The 16,968-nt window shown below is 65.7% G+C and carries 17 protein-coding genes and 1 pseudogene; 6 read left to right on the top strand and 12 right to left on the bottom strand.

The window, feature by feature from the left end; all coding sequences use genetic code 11:
- Positions 1-101 precede the first annotated feature (101 nt).
- From DEM25_RS03410 to DEM25_RS17715, 7 genes are all read right to left on the bottom strand, one after another.
- Positions 102-704: a cytochrome b/b6 domain-containing protein gene (locus tag DEM25_RS03410; RefSeq protein WP_109768146.1), complete on the bottom strand. Its 603-nt coding sequence runs from the start codon at positions 702-704 to the stop codon at positions 102-104.
- A complete protein-coding gene (locus DEM25_RS03405; protein ID WP_109768145.1) occupies positions 701-1,999 on the bottom strand; it encodes a molybdopterin molybdotransferase MoeA in 1,299 nt (432 codons plus the stop codon). Before DEM25_RS03405 ends, DEM25_RS03410 begins: the two co-directional genes overlap by 4 nt.
- A complete protein-coding gene (mobB, locus tag DEM25_RS03400; protein WP_109768144.1) occupies positions 1,996-2,547 on the bottom strand; it encodes a molybdopterin-guanine dinucleotide biosynthesis protein B in 552 nt (183 codons plus the stop codon). The genes DEM25_RS03405 and mobB overlap by 4 nt, the downstream gene beginning before the upstream one ends.
- A complete protein-coding gene (gene mobA, locus DEM25_RS03395; protein WP_109768143.1) occupies positions 2,547-3,188 on the bottom strand; it encodes a molybdenum cofactor guanylyltransferase MobA in 642 nt (213 codons plus the stop codon). Before mobA ends, mobB begins: the two co-directional genes overlap by 1 nt.
- On the bottom strand, positions 3,181-4,080 hold the full coding sequence (gene fdhD, locus DEM25_RS03390; protein WP_109768142.1) for a formate dehydrogenase accessory sulfurtransferase FdhD: 900 nt from the start codon (positions 4,078-4,080) through the stop codon (positions 3,181-3,183). Before fdhD ends, mobA begins: the two co-directional genes overlap by 8 nt.
- A 46-nt stretch (positions 4,081-4,126) precedes the next feature.
- Entirely contained in the window at positions 4,127-5,332 is a 1,206-nt protein-coding gene (locus DEM25_RS03385) for a multidrug effflux MFS transporter (RefSeq protein ID WP_109768141.1), read from the bottom strand.
- Between the two features lie 85 nt (positions 5,333-5,417).
- Complete coding sequence (locus DEM25_RS17715; RefSeq protein ID WP_158585149.1) at positions 5,418-5,558, bottom strand: hypothetical protein; 141 nt, start codon at positions 5,556-5,558, stop codon at positions 5,418-5,420.
- Between the two features lie 116 nt (positions 5,559-5,674).
- Here DEM25_RS17715 and gcvA point away from each other — a divergent pair, with 116 nt between their 5' ends.
- Positions 5,675-6,616, top strand: coding sequence for a transcriptional regulator GcvA (gene gcvA, locus DEM25_RS03380; protein ID WP_158585148.1), 942 nt, complete (start codon positions 5,675-5,677; stop codon positions 6,614-6,616).
- Here the strand turns inward: gcvA and DEM25_RS03375 are convergent.
- The 4 genes and pseudogenes from DEM25_RS03375 to moaA all read right to left on the bottom strand — a co-directional run.
- Positions 6,613-7,548, bottom strand: coding sequence for a DMT family transporter (locus tag DEM25_RS03375; RefSeq protein WP_196780250.1), 936 nt, complete (start codon positions 7,546-7,548; stop codon positions 6,613-6,615). The two genes, gcvA and DEM25_RS03375, sit on opposite strands and share 4 nt — an antisense overlap.
- Before the next feature lies 1 nt (position 7,549).
- A complete protein-coding gene (locus DEM25_RS03370; RefSeq protein WP_196780249.1) occupies positions 7,550-8,473 on the bottom strand; it encodes a DMT family transporter in 924 nt (307 codons plus the stop codon).
- 105 nt (positions 8,474-8,578) lie between these two features.
- Entirely contained in the window at positions 8,579-9,679 is a 1,101-nt protein-coding gene (locus DEM25_RS03365) for an NAD(P)/FAD-dependent oxidoreductase (protein WP_109768138.1), read from the bottom strand.
- A 445-nt stretch (positions 9,680-10,124) separates the two neighbouring features.
- Positions 10,125-11,102, bottom strand: a pseudogene (moaA, locus tag DEM25_RS03360) (GTP 3',8-cyclase MoaA); the annotation flags it as partial.
- A 117-nt stretch (positions 11,103-11,219) separates the two neighbouring features.
- Here moaA and DEM25_RS03355 point away from each other — a divergent pair.
- Together DEM25_RS03355 and DEM25_RS03350 are read left to right on the top strand one after the other, a co-directional pair.
- On the top strand, positions 11,220-11,573 hold the full coding sequence (locus DEM25_RS03355; RefSeq protein WP_109768135.1) for a gamma-butyrobetaine hydroxylase family protein: 354 nt from the start codon (positions 11,220-11,222) through the stop codon (positions 11,571-11,573).
- On the top strand, positions 11,570-12,187 hold the full coding sequence (locus tag DEM25_RS03350) for a pyridoxamine 5'-phosphate oxidase family protein (RefSeq protein WP_109768134.1): 618 nt from the start codon (positions 11,570-11,572) through the stop codon (positions 12,185-12,187). The genes DEM25_RS03355 and DEM25_RS03350 overlap by 4 nt, the downstream gene beginning before the upstream one ends.
- A 13-nt stretch (positions 12,188-12,200) precedes the next feature.
- On the opposite strand, the gene DEM25_RS03345 is transcribed toward DEM25_RS03350, so the two are convergent.
- Entirely contained in the window at positions 12,201-13,805 is a 1,605-nt protein-coding gene (locus DEM25_RS03345; RefSeq protein WP_109768133.1) for a fumarate hydratase, read from the bottom strand.
- A gap of 161 nt (positions 13,806-13,966) precedes the next feature.
- Between DEM25_RS03345 and DEM25_RS03340 the strand changes: the two genes are divergently transcribed.
- Genes DEM25_RS03340 through DEM25_RS03330 form a run of 3 tightly spaced genes read left to right on the top strand, consistent with a single transcriptional unit; the run spans position 13,967 to position 16,965 of the window.
- Entirely contained in the window at positions 13,967-14,995 is a 1,029-nt protein-coding gene (locus DEM25_RS03340) for a LacI family DNA-binding transcriptional regulator (protein ID WP_109768132.1), read from the top strand.
- A 54-nt stretch (positions 14,996-15,049) separates the two neighbouring features.
- Positions 15,050-16,108 (top strand): sugar phosphate isomerase/epimerase family protein, encoded by a 1,059-nt coding sequence (locus DEM25_RS03335; RefSeq protein WP_109768131.1) that lies wholly within the window; start codon positions 15,050-15,052, stop codon positions 16,106-16,108.
- The gene (locus DEM25_RS03330) at positions 16,105-16,965 is read left to right on the top strand and encodes a sugar phosphate isomerase/epimerase family protein (RefSeq protein ID WP_109768130.1); all 861 of its coding nucleotides are present in this window, start codon (positions 16,105-16,107) and stop codon (positions 16,963-16,965) included. Before DEM25_RS03335 ends, DEM25_RS03330 begins: the two co-directional genes overlap by 4 nt.
- The last annotated feature ends 3 nt before the right edge of the window (positions 16,966-16,968 follow it).

Genomic DNA, 16,968 nt, shown 5'->3' with positions numbered 1-16,968 from the left:
GTTGAACGCCCACCTCCCTGATGGGCATTGGCGGCGATGTTCCATGAGACCAAAGCGCTTTGCAACCAAAAATGACAGCTGGGTGTCAGCAGGCCGCCGCTTCAGCGCCCGCCCGGGACCGGGCGCACGATGCGGTTCGTCACCGCATGCATGCGGCGGGCGCCATAGCCGAGCGCTGCCAGAAGATGCAGGCCTGCGGCGGCAAGGAACAGTTGCGCGGCAGCTCCGTGCCACGCATGGGCCGCCGCCGTCAGTGCCGGTCCGGGCGCCCATGGCAGGACGATGTCGGAGCCGGCGAGGCCGGAGATGCGGTCTGACGACAAGACGATCGAGAGCCCCGACAGGACGATGACGAGCATGGCCAGCAGCATCGCGATGATCGCCAGACGCGCAGCAAATGACAGGATGGCCGGCTCGTCCGGCGCGCGGGGAAAACCCCGTTTGAGGCGTCGCAGCGTATGGACCAGCAGGAAGGGTGCCGCCACAAGGCCCGCCAAACCGTGCAGTTCGGGTCGGTCGAGCCATGCCGTGAGCAGGAGTGCGGCGGCAAACAGGACGCTGAGCCAATGAAGCGCGACCGAGAGCGGCGCATAGCCGCCGAAGCGGTCGGCCGGCAGCGGCCGCCTGGCGGCGCTGTGCGGCGGGCCGGAGGGGCGTTCCTCCGCCGCCCCGGCGGTGTGACCTGCCGTCTCGTCCGTCGTCATCCGTCCCCGCTCCAGCCGGGCATCAGCCCCATCTCCGCAAACGGGATAAAGCGCACCGGGTCGCCCGGCGCAACCGCATCGACATGTTCGGGCAGGTCGATCAGCCCGTACGCCGCCTGCAGGCCGGAGACCAGTCCGGAGCCGTCACGCGGGAACTTGTGTGCGTTCAGCACGCCGGTTTCCGGGTCGGCTTCGGTCCAGCCGCGAAGAAATTCGCGGCGGCCCGTCTTCTTGCGGTCAATGGCAAAGGCGGCAGGCAGCGTATAGGCGGCCGGCGGCGTCACCGATGCGCCGGCCAGATGGCCGATCACCGCGCGCGCATAAAGCAGAAAGCAGACGAGCACGGCGACCGGATTGCCCGGAAGGCCGAGGACGACCGTATCGCCGATCTGGCCGAACATCATCGGCCGGCCCGGCTTGATGGCGATCTGCCACAGATGGCGTTTTCCAAGTTCATCGAGCACTGCGAGCATGTGGTCCTCGTCGCCAAGCGAGGCGCCGCCGGACGTGATGATCAGGTCATGATCTGCGGCCGCTGTCGCCAGCGTCTCGCGCAGCGCGTCGGCATCGTCGCCGACATGACCAAGGTCGGTGACCGTCGTCGCGGCCTGGCCGGCAAGCGCCAGCAGCATGGGCCGGTTGGCATCATGAACCTGCGCCGCACCTGCCTCGGCACCGGCAGGTACGATTTCGTCGCCGGTCGACAGGATGGCAATGCGCAACCTTTTGCGAACCGAGACCGTCCCGTGCCCCGTCGCGGCCAGCGCTGCCAGGTCCTGCGGGCGCAGCGTCTGGCCGTCGCGGACGACGGGATCTCCCGGCATGAAGTCCTCGCCTGCCCGGCGCCGGTTCGCGCCGGCCTTCAGGCCAGCGGGCACCGCGATCGCACCGTCTTGAAGAACGGTGCAGTCCTCCTGCATCGCCACGGTGTCGGCGCCGGCTGGCATCGGCGCGCCGGTGAAGATGCGCACGCAACGGCCCGGCGGCACCGGTCCGGTCGCGGTCGCGCCGGCGGCAATCCGTCCGGCAACCGGCAGGTGGTCCGGGCCTTTGAGATAGGCGGCGTGAGCGAACGCGTAACCATCGACTGCGGCATTGTCGCTGCGCGGCACCGGACCCGGTGCGGTGACCGGCACGGCCACGATACGGCCCTGCGCGCCGACCACCGATACCGTCGTCGTGCCGGTCACCGGTTCGAGGCGGTTGGCCAGCAAGGAGAGCACATCGTCATGACGCATGCGCTGGCCGTCATTGACGAAACAGTCGTCGATCAGTGTCTGCCGGCCTGCGCTCATGACGCGGACCGCCGTTCGGTCCCTGTGCCGAGACCGCAGACCTGTTCCACCAGTGTCGCGATCGCTTCGGTCTGGTCGCGCCGGAAAACCGGCTTTCCGTCCGGCGCCACATCGCCCGGCGCGTCGTCGCAGGCGACCGCGACGACCGCCGGATCGGTGTCGGCAAGGGCAGGGCGCGCTTTGTCATGGTTCGCGCGCAGCTCGATCTTGGGGTGAGGCGCGCCCTTGAAGCCTTCGACCAGAACGATGTCGCAGGGCGAAAGCCGTGCGATGATATCGTCGAGCGGCAGTTCGGCCTCGTCCGGCCTGTTCTCGTGTATCAGCGCCCAGCGGGCGGATGACACGATCGCCACCTCTTGCGCCCCGGCCTGGCGATGGGTGTGGCTGTCGGTGCCGGGCCGGTCGATGTCGAAGGCGCCGTGCGCGCGCTTGACGGTCGCGACCCGGTGACCACGATCGATCAGTTCGCGTGTCAGGTTGGCGGTCATGGTCGTCTTGCCGGAATTCTTCCAGCCGACAATACCGAAGCGGGGCGGACTGTCAGCCATCACACAAGCGCCGCTTGTGCCTGGCGTTCGGCGGCGGTCAGGTCTTCGGGCGTGTTGATGTTGAAGAACGGATCGGCGCCATGGGCCCCAGGCCCGAATTCGACCGGCGCGAACCGGTGACGCTTTGCCCACGCCATCACCTTGAACGTGTCCGTCCCGGCCAGCCAGCGCTCGAGATCGTCGGCCAAGCCGGTCGGCCAGAGCGCGAATACCGGATGGCGATTGCCGTCGGAAGCCGCCATTGCGATCGTGTCGGGCGTTGTCGCGGCGGCCGCCAGACGCGTCACCAGATCGGTCGGAAAGAATGGCGTGTCGGTCGCCGCCGTGGCGACATGGGTGAATGCCGCACCGCGATCGCTGGCAAAGCGCATGGCTGCGAGCACGCCGGCGAGCGGGCCGGCATGGCCGCCGATCGTGTCGGCAAAGACCGGCAGGTCCAGCCTGTCGAAACGCGCGGCATCGCCATTGGCGTTGACCGCCATGGCGCCGACCTGGGGCGCAAGGCGTTCGGCGACATGGGCGATCAGGAGCTTGCCGGCGAGCGCGATCAGCGCCTTGTCGGTGCCGCCCATGCGGCTTGACTGGCCGCCGGCGAGCACGACGCCGAGGATTGCGTCTGTTTGCGGGGTCGTATCAGTCATCGCCCGCGCCCTTGCGCCGCATGTCGGGCGTCTCGTCGGCCACCTTCGACCAGTCCATGTCGCGGACAATCCGTTCATTGCCGGAAAGAACCGTGAAGCGCTTGCCGCGGGCGCGGCCGATCAGGGTGAGGCCGGCCTGCCGCGCCAGTTCAACGCCCCAAGCAGTGAAACCCGACCGCGATACCAGGACCGGAATACCCATCATGACGGTCTTGATCACCATTTCCGAGGTCAGCCGGCCGGTCGTGTAGAAAATCTTGTCGGCGCCAGCCACGCCGTTGAGCCGCATCCAGCCGGCGATCTTGTCGACGGCATTGTGACGGCCGACATCCTCCATGTAGACCAGCGGCCGGTCGCGTTCGCACAGCACGCAGCCATGGATAGCGCCGGCGGCGAGATAAAGGCTCGGGGTCGTGTTGATGGTTTTCGTCAGTCCGTGCAGCCACGATGTGCGCAGGACGGCGCCGGCGGGCAGAGCCGTTGCGTCGAACCCTTCCATCACGTCGCCGAACACGGTTCCCTGGGCGCAACCGGACGTGCGCACCTTCTTTTGCAGCACCGACTCATAGTCGGTCGCGCGGGCCGTGCGCACGACCACCACGTCCAGATCGTCGTCATGGTCGATCGCGGTGATCTCGTCGTCGGGCCGCAGCATGTTCTGGTTGATCAGATAGCCCACCGCGAGGAGGTCGGGATGATCACCGATCGTCATCATGGTGACGATTTCCTGCCGGTTCAGATAGAGCGTCAGAGGACGCTCGGTGACGACCCGCGTCGTCATCGGGTTGCCGTCCTGGTCATGACCCGAGACCTCCGCCGACAGGCCGTCGGCATCGGGGTCGGGCGCGACCAGATATGCGGCTTCCGGCGTTGGAGCGGCGTTGGCTGTCATGTCGCGATAATGCCCAAGCGCGCGTGTCGGCTCAACGTGAAAACCGTCAATCGGCGTCGCTGGGCGAACGGATCGCGACCAGGGCGACCGCGAGGGCGACCAGTGCCATCACGGTGAGCGCCACGGCAAGCCCGACGGGCGACTCCCCGCCGCGCGCGGCGTAGGCGCCGATGATCGATGCGATCGCTCCGCAGCCGATCTGCAGGGCACCCTGAAGGCCCGATGCGGCGCCCGAGGCTTCCGGTTTGAGGCTGATGACCGCGGCGGTCGCGTTCGGCAGGACAAGCCCGTTGCCGATGCCGGTCAAGGCGATCGGGATGAACAGCGCCGCGGGGTGGTCCAGGCCCAGGGCGAACAGGACCAGCAGCGTCAGCGTGCTGCCCAGCGTGACGAAGGAGCCGTCGCGGATCATCGCCTCGATGCCGCGCAGCTGCGAAAATCGTCCCGACAGGAAGTTGCCGATCAGATAGCCAAGCGCGCACAGCGAGAACCACAGCCCGTACTCGAACGGTGTCTGGCCCAGAAACGCATCGGAAACCGCCGGCCCGCCGCCCAGAAAACCGAAAAAGACCATCGACGCGAGTGTCGGGGTCATCGCATAGAGCCAGAAAGCGGGCATGCGGGCCAACACGCCCCATGTGGCGATCTGCGTGCGGGCGGTTTGCCCCTCGCTTGTGTTCGTCTCCGGCAGGAAGATCACGGTTGCGGCAAGCGCGACCGCGCCGAACAGGGTCAGCAGCACGAATGCGGCGCGCCAGCCGGCCATTTCGTCGGCAAGGCCGCCGATGGCGGGCGCGATCATCGGGGCCACCGCCATTCCCATGACGACATAGCCGATCATCGACGCCGATTTCTCGCGCGGATAGATGTCGCGGATGATGGTCCTTGAAAGCACCAGCCCGACGGCGCTGGCCGTCTGGACGACGCGGCCGAACAGGAAGACCTCGACATTGGGCGCCAGCATGCAAACGACCGAGCCGATGATGAAGACCGTCATGCCGGCGATCAGGACGGGGCGCCGGCCGATCCGGTCGGAAACCGGACCGGCGACGAGTTGCAGCAGCGCCATGAAGATCAGGTAGAGCGACAGTCCGAGTTGCACCGTCGGATAGGGGGCGCCGAAATCGTCGGCGATCGAGGGCATGGAGGGTACGAACATGTTGATCGCAAGCGGGCTGACCGCCGCCAGAACGACGAGCGTTACGAGCAGCGGCCTGACGGTGCCCGGCCTGGACAGGATTGCTTGCGACATCGGGGAAACCGGTGGTTGGACGCGTGTCCTTACTCCGAATTGCCCGTCAAGAGAAGCCGGCGGCGCCCATCCGCCGCCGGCCCGTTCAACGTTGCTGTGCCTGCCGGCGTCCAAGGCGGAACACGCGGCGAACCAGAGTATCGATGGCCATCCTGCGTTCAAGGGCGGCAAACCGTCTGGCGCGGTCATAGTCGATGTCGCGATCGAAAGGGTCGGTGTGGGTCATCGGTGCGGTTCCTTGTGCGGGGGTCGGCTGATCGGCCTTGGGTCGAGATTGAAATAACTGTTGCCAAACGGCCCGACAAACGCGAACTTCTGATGGTTCGCATAAGGAAAACTGATGTGACGCGCCGTCTTCCACCGCTCAATGCCCTGCGGGCGTTCGATGCCGCATCCCGCCATCTGAGCTTCCAGAAGGCAGCCGAGGAGTTGAACGTCACGCCTTCGGCGCTGTCGTTCCAGATCAGGCAACTGGAGGAGCATCTGCACATTGCGCTGTTCCGGCGCCTCAACCGCCGCGTGGTGCTGACCGAGGAGGGCGCCCGTTTCGCGCCGTTCGTTCAGGACGGGTTCGAGCGGCTGCACGGGGCGATGAACCAGCTCAGGCCCGCAACGCCCGACCATGTGCTGACCGTGTCGACCGGGCCGGCCTTTGCCGCCAAGTGGCTGTCGCCGCGTATTCACCGCTTTCTGGAACTGCATCCGGACATCGAGTTTCGCATCGCGGCCAATCTGAACCTGTCCGATCTGAGAAAGGACCCGATCGACGTGGCGATCCGGTTCGGCGGCGGCAATTATCCGGGGCTGCGGGTGGAGCCGCTGGCGGAAGATGCGGCGACGCCGCTGATCAGCCCGATGCTGCTGGAACAGCGGTTCGGAGGCGCCATGTCACTGACGGACCTGGCGTCGATGACCCTGCTGCACGATGATTCGGCGTCGTTCCTGCCCAAGGCGGTGACCTGGGCGACCTGGCTCAAACATGCCGGTGCCCATGGCATCGATGCATCGCGCGGCGCGCGCTTCAGCCATGCCGACCACGCCATCGAGGCTGCCGTCGACCAGGCAGGCATCGTGCTCGGCCGGCTGACACTGGCCGCCCGTGACATTCGCGCCGGCCGGCTCGTCGCGCCGTTCGATCTGGTGCTGCCGTCCAATGCGAGCTTCTACTTCTGCTGCCTGCCGGAAATGACCGCCGAGCCGAAGATCGAGGCGTTCCGGGCGTTCGTGCGCTCGGAGATCGAGGGCGAAAAGGCCGAACTCGACCGGTTGCGCAACCGGGGTTAAGGCTCGCGCGCGGCTTCGTTCCGGGGCCCGGTCGCCGGCTGCCGCGCCTGCAAACGCTCGCGATAGAAGGCGTAGATGCCTGTGCCGATGATCAGCGCCGAGCCGGTCAGCATGGGCAGGTCGGGTTGTTCACCGAACAGGAGAAAGCCCAGGATCAGCGCGAACAGCAGTCTCGAATAGCGGAACGGCGCGATGACGGACAGTTCGCCGATGCGCAGCGACAATGTGATCGCGTAGTAGGCCCCCATGCCGGACATCGCGGCGCCGATGACATAAAGCGTTGTCTGAAAACTCATCGGCGACCAGCCGCCATAGGCCATCATCATGACGAAGGCGGGCGGCAGGATGACGACGCTCGCAAAGGTCGACAGCTGCATCGTGCTGATGCCGGTCTCCACGCGACGCGTGGCCAGATCGCGCACCGCGAGCCCGATCACCGCGCCGACCGCCAGAAGCGCTGCCGGCGTGAACCCCGCCATCCCGGGCCGGATGATGATCAGCACCCCGAAAAAGCCGATCATGACGGCGGTCCATCGGCGCCAGCCGACTTTCTCGCCCAGGAAAAGCGCGGCGCCGAGCGTGACGACCAGCGGCTGTGCCTGCAGGATGGCCGAGGCGGTCGAAAGCGGCATCAGCGCGAGCGCGGTGACGAAGCAGACGACACCGAGCACCTCGCCGGTGTTGCGCAGGACGACCGGGCGCGCGAGGAAGGCGCGGCTCCACAAGGCATCGCCCGAAAGCCTGGTGAGAATGGCGAACACCACCACCGCGATCAGCGTCTGCAACAGGATGACCTGACCGACATTGATTTCGGCTGCGGCCAGCTTGATGAAGCTGTCGTCAAGCGCGAACAGAGCCATCGCCAGCGTCATCGTCGCGATGGCGGTGAGGTTGCGCGTAACGGGGGCCGGCAAGGGCAGGGGCGCGGACATCTCAGGCACCCGGCGCCGGTCTCGATGCAGCGGCCGGGCGCTGAGCGGCGTGCCGTGCCCGGCCGGGCCGGCTTTCCCGATAGAGCGTATAGATGCCGGTGCCGACGACGATCGCCGCGCCCGCAAGGGTTGCCGTGTCGGGGAACTCGCCGAAGAACGCCAGGCCGAGAATAAGCGCCCAGAGAAGCGCCGTGTAGCGGAACGGCGCGACAAAGCCGATGTCGCCCTCCCGCATGGCCATGACGATGAAAAGGTATCCGGCGAACAGAAAGCCGGCGGCGGCCATCAAGATCACGACGACGGACGCGTCCATCGGCGTCCAGCCGCCAAGGGGAACGATCAGCACAAGGCCGGTCAGCGTGACCGTCAATGCGGTCAGCGCCGAAATGGTGAGCGACGGCACCGTCGCGACGATCCGGCGCGTTGCAAGATCGCGCACCGCCGCGAAAATCACCGCTCCGACCACCATCAACGTGTAGGCGTTGAAGCCGGCAAGGCCCGGGCGAACGATCAGAAGGACACCGCAAAAACCGATCAGAATCGCGGTCCACCGTCGCCACCCGACGCGCTCGCCAAGGTAGAGCGCGGCGCCCAATGCGACCGCCAGCGGCACCGCCTGCAGGACCGCGGTTGCGTTGGCAAGCGGCAGATGCGCCAGTGCGCCGAGAAACAGTACCGTCATCGCCAACTCGCCTCCGGTCCTGACGATGACCGGCGCCGAGAACATGCCCTTTGCCAGGATCGGCCGACGCAGGACGCGCAGATAGACGAGGAGGCCGGCGAGGATGACTGCACCGCGGACGAACATGATCTGTCCGGTGTTCAGCGTGTCCATGACGGACTTGGTGAGTGTGTCATTGATGGTAAATGCGGCCATCGACAGGGACATGAAAAGGCAGCCCCTTATGTTCGCCGACAAAGGCATGGTGACCCGGTGCTTTCGATCTCTAACGAAAACGGCCGGTGAACCCGACCGCCATCGGCCTATCATGGCGGTGTGCCGGTGAACAGCGCCGATCTTGTCACCGGCTCAATCGCGGGCCTCGAGCCAGGCCACCAGCGCGTTTTCATCGTTGGCGGTCACATGGCGCGCAACGCGCCGGCCGATGGCCGCGCCGAACTTGTAGCCATGGCCCGAGCAGGCCGAGACGACCCAGAGCCGTTCTTCCCGGTGAAGGGCAAAGCGCTCGTCGGATGTGAACGTGTAGGCGCATGTGACCGTCTTCTCGTGTGTGTATTCGTCGAGCCGGGCCAAGGGCGGGGAAAACCAGCGCCGTATCGCGTCGGCTTCGTCACTGCCCGGGTCGCGATCCTCATCGGGGCCGGATTTTCGCTTGTGGTTGCCCGTGCCCAGCTTGAGGCCGGAGCCGCCGATCGGCGGGATGCCGTAGCCGTCGGAATCGCCGCCCATGTCGAGCAGCACGGGTGCATTTTCCCATGCTGGTGCGAGATCGGGCGGCGGGGTGAAGTAGGCGACAGCGGTCCGGTATGTAGTCAGCCGTTCGGCCAGATGCGGCACCAGAGCGAGCACCCAGGCGCCCGCGGTGACGATGACGCGGTCATAACGTTTGGTTTCGCCGCCTTCCGTGGTCACCGTACCCGCGGTGCCGTCGATGGCCGTCACCTTGGTGTTGTCGCGGACGGTCACGCCTTTGGCGCGCAGCCAGTCGCCGATCCCGGCACCGATCTTCTGACACAAAAGCGCACCACCCTCGGGGCTGAAACCGGCGTAACGGAAAGTTCCAGGCTCGAGGAAACCGAACCGGTCGGCTGCCGCTGCCGGACTGAGCACATCCAGCGGGTAGCCGCCAGCCAGAAGACCTTTCCGGTATTGCTCGGCCTCGTCGCCAGGTTCGCGCGAGACGATCAGAAAGCCGTTTTCGATCAGGTGGTTTTCGCCCAAATCGTCGAAAAGCTCGTTCCATGCGTCATAGGCCTCGTCGATCCGCCGTGCATAGCCCGTCTGGCCGCCATAGGCGCGCCGGATGATGCGGTGTTCGTCACCGGAGGCGGACAGCGGATTGGGGATGGGCCCTTGCTCGTAAAGCGTGACATCGACGCCGTGTTTTGCCAGCGCCCAGGCGGTCGAAAGGCCGGAAATGCCAGCGCCGACCACGGCGATGCCGGTCATGGCCCGGTCAGCCTTTCGGCAAAGCTCGCGACGAGGCGCTGATACCGCGCCTTGTCGGCTGCCGGATGGACCAGGACCGCACCGTGGACGACCGCGTCCCGGCCGAACTCGTAGCGCTCATAGTAGATGTCGGTTCCGGAAAAGCCGGACAGCACCAGCCAGTCGTCGCCCGCCGCTTCATAGGTAACGCTTTCCGCGTTTTCGGCCCGATAGCCGGCGAGCCGCTGGCGCATCTGCTCCGGCGTTTCGTTGAAGACATTGAACTGGCCGAAGATGCTGAGCGCCGCTCCATCGTCGGACAAAAACCGGATACCGTCACTGTTGGCGGGCGGCGGATCGATGGCGGTGAACATGTGCGCGGGCAGCGCGAAGCGGGTGCCGAACCGGGCATTTTCATAGGCCAGTTGGTCGGCGAGGGCGAGGCCGCCGGCGGCCACCGCCNGCGGGTCGTGCGGTCGATGACGAAGTCGTGGCCCTTGGGCTTGCGGCCGATGGCCTCGTCGATGGCGGCGCCGACCAGTTCGTTGCCCTCGGACCGGCGCAGCGGTTCGCGCAGGTCGGCTGCATCCTCCTGGCCCAGACACATGTAGAGCGTTCCGGTGCAGGTCAGCCGGACGCGGTTGCAGCTTTCGCAGAAATTGTGGGTCATCGGCGTGATGAAGCCGAGGCGGCCGCCGGTTTCGGCCACTTCCACATAGCGGGCAGGGCCGCCCGTCTTGTAGGGAATGTCGGTGAGCGTGAAACGGTCCGCGAGATCGGCGCGCACCTGCGACAGGGGTAGATACTGGTCGGTACGATCCTCGTCGATTTCCCCCATCGGCATGGTCTCGATCAGCGTGAAATCGAAGCCTTCGCCATGGGCCCATTCCATCATCGGCACGATCTCGGCATGGTTGACGCCCTTGAGGGCAACCGCGTTGATCTTGATCTGCAGGCCGGCCGCCTTGGCCGCGGCAATGCCGCCGAGAACGCGATCGAGATCGCCCCAGCGGGTGACGGTCTTGAACTTGCCGGGATCGAGCGTGTCGAGCGAGACATTGACGCGCCTGACGCCGCAGTCGACCAGTTCGCCGGCGAAGCGGGCGAGTTGCGAGCCGTTGGTCGTCAGCGTCAGTTCTTCGAGCGCGCCCGATTCAAGGTGCCGCGAAAGCTGGCGCACCAGATGCATGATGTTCTTGCGCACCAGCGGCTCGCCACCGGTGAGCCGCAGCTTGCGGACACCCTTTTCGACGAAGACCGTGCACAGGCGGTCCAGTTCCTCGAGCGTCAGCAGGTCCTTCTTTGGCAGAAACGTCATCTGCTCGGACATGCAATAGACGCAGCGGAAATCGCAACGGTCTGTGACCGATACGCGCAGATAGCTCACCGTCCGGCCGAACGGATCGATCATCGGGGGCTGCGTGGTGGGCGCGTGGTTGTGCATCGGGGTTTTGTATCCAATCCGCGATGGCCACAATTTGACGGTTTTTCTTGACGGTCAAGGCCATGGGGCGCAAATCCCGACCGAACGTGTCATGATTTGCCTGAAACGGAGGCACCGATGAGCGATGTTTGGCCGACCGAGTTGCGCGTTTCGGCGGACAAGCGCCAGTTGACCGTCACCTTCGACAATGGCGCCAGGCACGCTCTGACCGCAGAGATGCTGCGTGTCATGTCGCCCTCGGCCGAGGTGCAGGGCCACAGCCCCGAACAGCGCAAGACGGTCGGCGGCAAGAAAGACGTCGGGATCATGAAGGTCGAGCCGGTGGGCAATTACGCCGTGCGCATCACCTTCGACGACATGCACGCGACCGGCATCTTCACCTGGAGCTACCTCAATGAGCTGGGCATCCAAAAGGACGAGAAATGGGCGGCCTATCTCGCCGAACTGGAACAAAAGGGGCTGAGTCGATGACATTTCCTTCGATCGACGATGTCGCGGCCCTCCAAGCGCTTTACGGCACGCCCGGCGAAGCTTCGCTCGCCAAGGTGGCGACGCGGATCACGACCGAGTATCGCCGGCTCTTGGAAGCCTCGCCCTTTTTCACGCTCGCCAGCGTCGGGCCGGAGGGGCTCGATTGTTCGCCGCGCGGTGAAGCCGGTGGCGCGTTCACCATCCATGACGACAAGACGCTGATCATCCCCGACCGGCGCGGCAACAACCGCATCGACACGCTGCGCAACATCGTGCGCGATCCGCGCGTCGCCTTCTGCTTTCTCATTCCCGGCTCGAAGACGACGGTGCGGCTGAACGGCACCGCTATCGTGACGGCGGACGCCGATCTTCTGGCCTCGATGGAACGGGACGGCCAGCGGCCGCGCTCGGCCATCGTCGTCACGATCGGCGAAATCTACACCCAATGCGGCCGGGCCGTGATGCGCGCCGGCCTGTGGGACCCGGCACGCCATGTCGAGCCCGGCTCCATTCCGACGCCGGGCGATGTGCTGGCCGCGCAGACCGATGGCGGTATCGACGGCAGGGCCTATGACGAAGCCTGGCCCGACCGCGCCGCCAAGACGATGTGGTGAGCGCCTGCCGCGCTCAGCCCAGATTGAGTTCCTTGAAGAAGTCGTTGCCCTTGTCGTCGATGACGATGAAGGCGGGGAAGTCCTCGACCTCGATGCGCCAGATCGCCTCCATGCCGAGTTCGGGATATTCGACGACTTCGACCTTCTTGATGCAGTCCTGGGCGAGGCGGGCGGCCGGACCGCCGATCGAGCCGAGATAAAAGCCGCCATGGCGGGCGCAGGCCTCGCGCACCTGTCGCGACCGGTTGCCCTTGGCCAGCATCACCATCGAGCCGCCAAAGGACTGGAACTGGTCGACATAGGAATCCATCCGGCCCGCCGTGGTCGGTCCGAACGAACCCGAGGCAAAGCCTTCGGGCGTCTTGGCGGGGCCAGCATAATAGATCGGATGGTTCTTGAAATAGTCGGGCATCGGTTCGCCATTCTCGAGCCGCTCCCTGATCTTGGAGTGGGCGAGATCGCGCGCGACGATGATCGAGCCGGTCAGCGAAAGCCGAGTCTTGACAGGGTGTTGGCTGAGTTCCTTGAGAATCTGAGTCATGGGCCGGTTGAGGTCGATCTCGACCACCGCGCCGCCAAGTGCGCCTTCATCGACGTCTGGCATGTAATGGGCCGGATTGGTCTCGAGCTGCTCGAGAAAGACACCGTCGCGCGTGATCCGGCCGAGCGCCTGTCGGTCGGCCGAGCACGATACGCCCAGCCCGATCGGCAGCGAGGCGCCGTGGCGGGGCAGGCGGATGACGCGCACATCGTGGCAGAAATATTTGCCGCCGAATTGCGCGCCGACGCCCATCTGCTGGGTCAGCTTGTGGACCTCGGCTTCCATGGCGAGATCGCGGAAGGCGTGCGCATCTTCGGAGCCTTCGGTGGGCAGGCCATCCAGATAGCGGGTCGAGGCGAGCTTGACCGTCTTCAGGTTCATTTCGGCGCTGGTGCCGCCGATGACGATGGCCAGATGGTAGGGCGGGCAGGCGGCGGTGCCGAGCGTCAGGATCTTCTCTTTCAGGAAATCGATCATCCGGTCATGGGTCAGAAGCGACGGCGTGCCCTGATAAAGGAACGTCTTGTTGGCGGACCCGCCGCCCTTGGCGACGAACAGGAATTCGTAGGCTTCCTCGCCCTCCTGATAGATATCGACCTGGGCAGGCAGATTGTTGCGCGTGTTCTTTTCCTCGAACATCGACAGCGGGGCGAGCTGCGAATAGCGCAAATTCTTCTTTTCGTAGGCGTCGCGGACGCCCTGTCCGATCGCGTCCTCGTCGCCGCCGTCGGTCCAGACGCGCCGCCCCTTCTTGCCCATGATGATCGCAGTCCCGGTGTCCTGGCACATGGGCAGGATACCGCCGGCGGCGATGTTGGCGTTCTTCAGAAGATCGTAGGCGACGAACCGGTCGTTGTCGGTTGCCTCCGGGTCCTCGAGGATCGAGGCAAGCTGCTTGAGATGGCCGGGGCGCAGAAGGTGATTGATGTCGGAGAATGCCGCTTCGGAAAGCAGCCGAAGCGCTTCGGGCTCGACGACCAGCATGTCCTGCCCGCGGAAACTGTCGGTGCGAACATGCTCGCCGGTCAGCCGGCGGTAGGCGGTTTCGGTCTTGGTAAGGGGAAACAGCGCGCTCATGGGGGGCTCCGGTCTTTTGGGACGCTTCTAACGAACGGGAGGCAAAGCGCAATCGAGGCTTTGGCCCAATCCGTTGTTCGGCAGCGATATTGCGGCGCGCATTGACGCCGCCGATGGACGTACCTCATAAAGATCGAAAACGGTGAGGGAGCCAGCGGCGCATGTCGCGACCGACAGTCCACGACATCGCGCAGACGGCAGGCGTGAGCCTTGCGACGGTGGATCGCGTGCTCAACAAGCGCCCCGGTGTGCGCGCAAAGACGATTTCGCGGGTCAACGACGCGATCGAACAGCTCGGCTATGTGCGCGACGTGGCGGCAGCGAACCTAGCCCGCCAGCGCACCTATGACTTCACCTGCATCCTGCCTGATGCGCCGACGGAGTTTCTGTCCGAATTGCGGGCCGCGATCTCCGAAAGCGCGGCGATGACTGCCATGGAGCGGATGCGTATCGCCGTTCGCACCTATCCGGCCGACGATACCCATGCGCTTGCCGACATGATGGGGGCTCTCGCCAAGGCACCGCCGGACGGCCTTGCCCTGATGGCGCCGGAGACGCCGCGCGTGCGCGATGCGGTGCGGCGTGTGATGGCGGCCGGCACCAGCGTCGTGCCGGTGGTCGCCGACCTGCCGACGGCCGGCTGCGGGCACTTCGTCGGGATCAACAACGTCGCCGCAGGGCGCACCGCCGCAACATTGCTCGGCCGCTTCCTGCCGGTTGCGCCGGCATCGGTGCTGGTGATCGCCGGCTCGATGAGCGCGCGCGACCATGCCGAGCGGCGGCTGGGCTTCGATCAGGTCATGGCGGAACGCTTCGGCCATCTGCATGTGATGCCGACGCTCGAATGCCACGACCGGGGCGATCTTGTGACCGCGCAGGTTACGCGGCTTTTGTCCAAACACCCCGGCATTGGCGGCGTCTATTCGGCCGGCGCCGGCAATCACGGTCTGGTGCAGGCTCTCAACGCGGCCGGTGCCAGCGACCGCGTCACCGTCATCGCCCACGAATTGACGGACTGCACGCGCGCGGCCCTGACAGACGGGACGTTCGATGCGGTGATCGCACAAAATCCGGGTCACATCGTGCGATCGGCGCTGCGCGTCCTGAAGGCGGATGTGGACGGGATGGAGACGATCCCGTCGCAGGAGCGCATCCGCACCGAGATCTTTCTCAGGGAGAATTTGCCCTGAAGCCGGGTGCTGCGCTTTGCGCCCTGTTTGATTCACCGATTGGGAGGAGAGACCATGAAGACCATCAAGGGCCCGGCGCTGTTCCTGGCACAGTTCGCCGGCGACGAGGCGCCGTTCAACTCATGGGACGCGATCACCAAATGGGCCGCCGATTGCGGCTACAAGGGTGTGCAGGTGCCGAGCTGGGACGGGCGCCTTTTCGACCTCGCAAAAGCGGCCGGAAGCAAGGATTATTGCGACGAGTTCAAGGGCAAGGGGGCGGAGAACGGCGTCGAGGTCACCGAACTGTCGACACATCTGCAGGGCCAGCTCGTCGCGGTTCATCCGGCCTATGACGCCGCGTTTGACGGGTTCGCCGACCCATCCGTGCACGGCAACCCCAAGGCGCGCCAGGAATGGGCGGTCGACCAGGTCATGAAGGCGATCACCGCCTCGCGGAACATGGGTATCGGCGCTCACGTGACCTTTTCGGGAGCGCTCGCCTGGCCCTATGTCTATCCCTGGCCGCAACGGCCGGCAGGACTGGTGGAAGCGGCCTTTGACGAGCTGGCCGCGCGGTGGCGCCCGATCCTCGACCATGCCGAGGAAAACGGCGTCGATGTGTGTTACGAAATCCATCCGGGCGAGGATTTGCACGACGGCATCACCTTCGAGATGTTCCTGGAGCGCCTCGGCGGCCACGCGCGCTGCAACATGCTCTACGATCCGAGCCACTATGTGCTGCAGGCGCTCGACTATCTCGACAATATCGACATCTACCACGACCGCATCAAAATGTTCCACGTCAAGGACGCGGAACTGAACCCGACCGGTCGGCAAGGGGTCTATGGCGGCTACCAGTCCTGGGTGGATCGGGCAGGGCGGTTCCGCTCGCTGGGCGACGGGCAGGTCGATTTCGGCGCGGTCTTCTCCAAGCTGACCCAATACGACTTCGACGGCTGGGCCGTCGTCGAGTGGGAATGCGCGCTCAAGCATCCCGAGGACGGCGCGCGCGAGGGCGCGGCCTTCGTCGATGCGCATATCATCCGCGTGACCGAGCATGCATTCGACGATTTTGCCGGCGCCGGCACGGACGATGCCGCAAACCGCAAGATGCTGGGCATCGACCGATGAAGATCGGCTTCAACCTGCTGCTCTGGACGACCCACGTCACCGATGCGGACACGGTCGTGCTCGAGCAGCTCAAGGCGGCCGGCTATGACGGGGTCGAGGTGCCGGTGTTCGAGGGCGACGAGGCGCATTACGCCGCCCTGGGGTCCCGGCTGGATGGTCTGGGGCTCGACCGCACAGCGGTCGCCATCGTGCAGGACGAGGCGCGCAATCCGATCAGCGGAGATCGTGCATGCCGTCGGGCCGGGGTCGACTATCTGAAATGGCTGGTCGACTGTTCGGCCGCGCTTGGCGCCGAGGTTCTGTGCGGTCCGTTCTACCAGCCGCTGGGCGTCTTCAGCGGATCGGGACCGACGGATGCCGAGTGGGATCGCATCGTTGCGGCACACACCGAAATGGCGGCCCATGCCGCCGGCTCGGGCCTGACGATCGCAGTTGAGCCGCTGAACCGGTTTGAGTGCTACGCGCTGAATACGGCGGAGCGGGCGGCGGCGCTGGCCCGGGCCGTCGGGTCGGACAATTACGGCTATCTCTACGACACGTTCCACGCCAACATCGAGGAAAAGGACCCGGCCGGTGTCATCGCGGAGACGGCCGGGCAGATGGCCCATGTCCATATTTCCGAGAACGATCGCGGCACACCGGGCCGGGGGCATATCGATTTCCAGGCGACGTTCGATGCCCTGCGACGGGCCGGTTACGACGGCTGGCTGACGGTCGAGGCGTTCGGCCATGCGCTGCCCGACATCGCCGCGGCGACCAAGGTCTGGCGCCCGCTGTTCGACAGCGAAGCGCAGGTCTTCACCGAAGCGATCGCGCTTGTCAGGGGTGGCTGGATGGCGTCAGAAGCCCACGCATAGGGG

It is taken from the genome of Oceaniradius stylonematis (assembly GCF_003149475.2).
Classification (GTDB): domain Bacteria; phylum Pseudomonadota; class Alphaproteobacteria; order Rhizobiales; family Rhizobiaceae; genus Roseitalea; species Roseitalea stylonematis.
The sequence above is the reverse complement of the archived record's forward strand: the minus strand, read 5'-3'. Positions and strand labels throughout refer to the sequence as shown.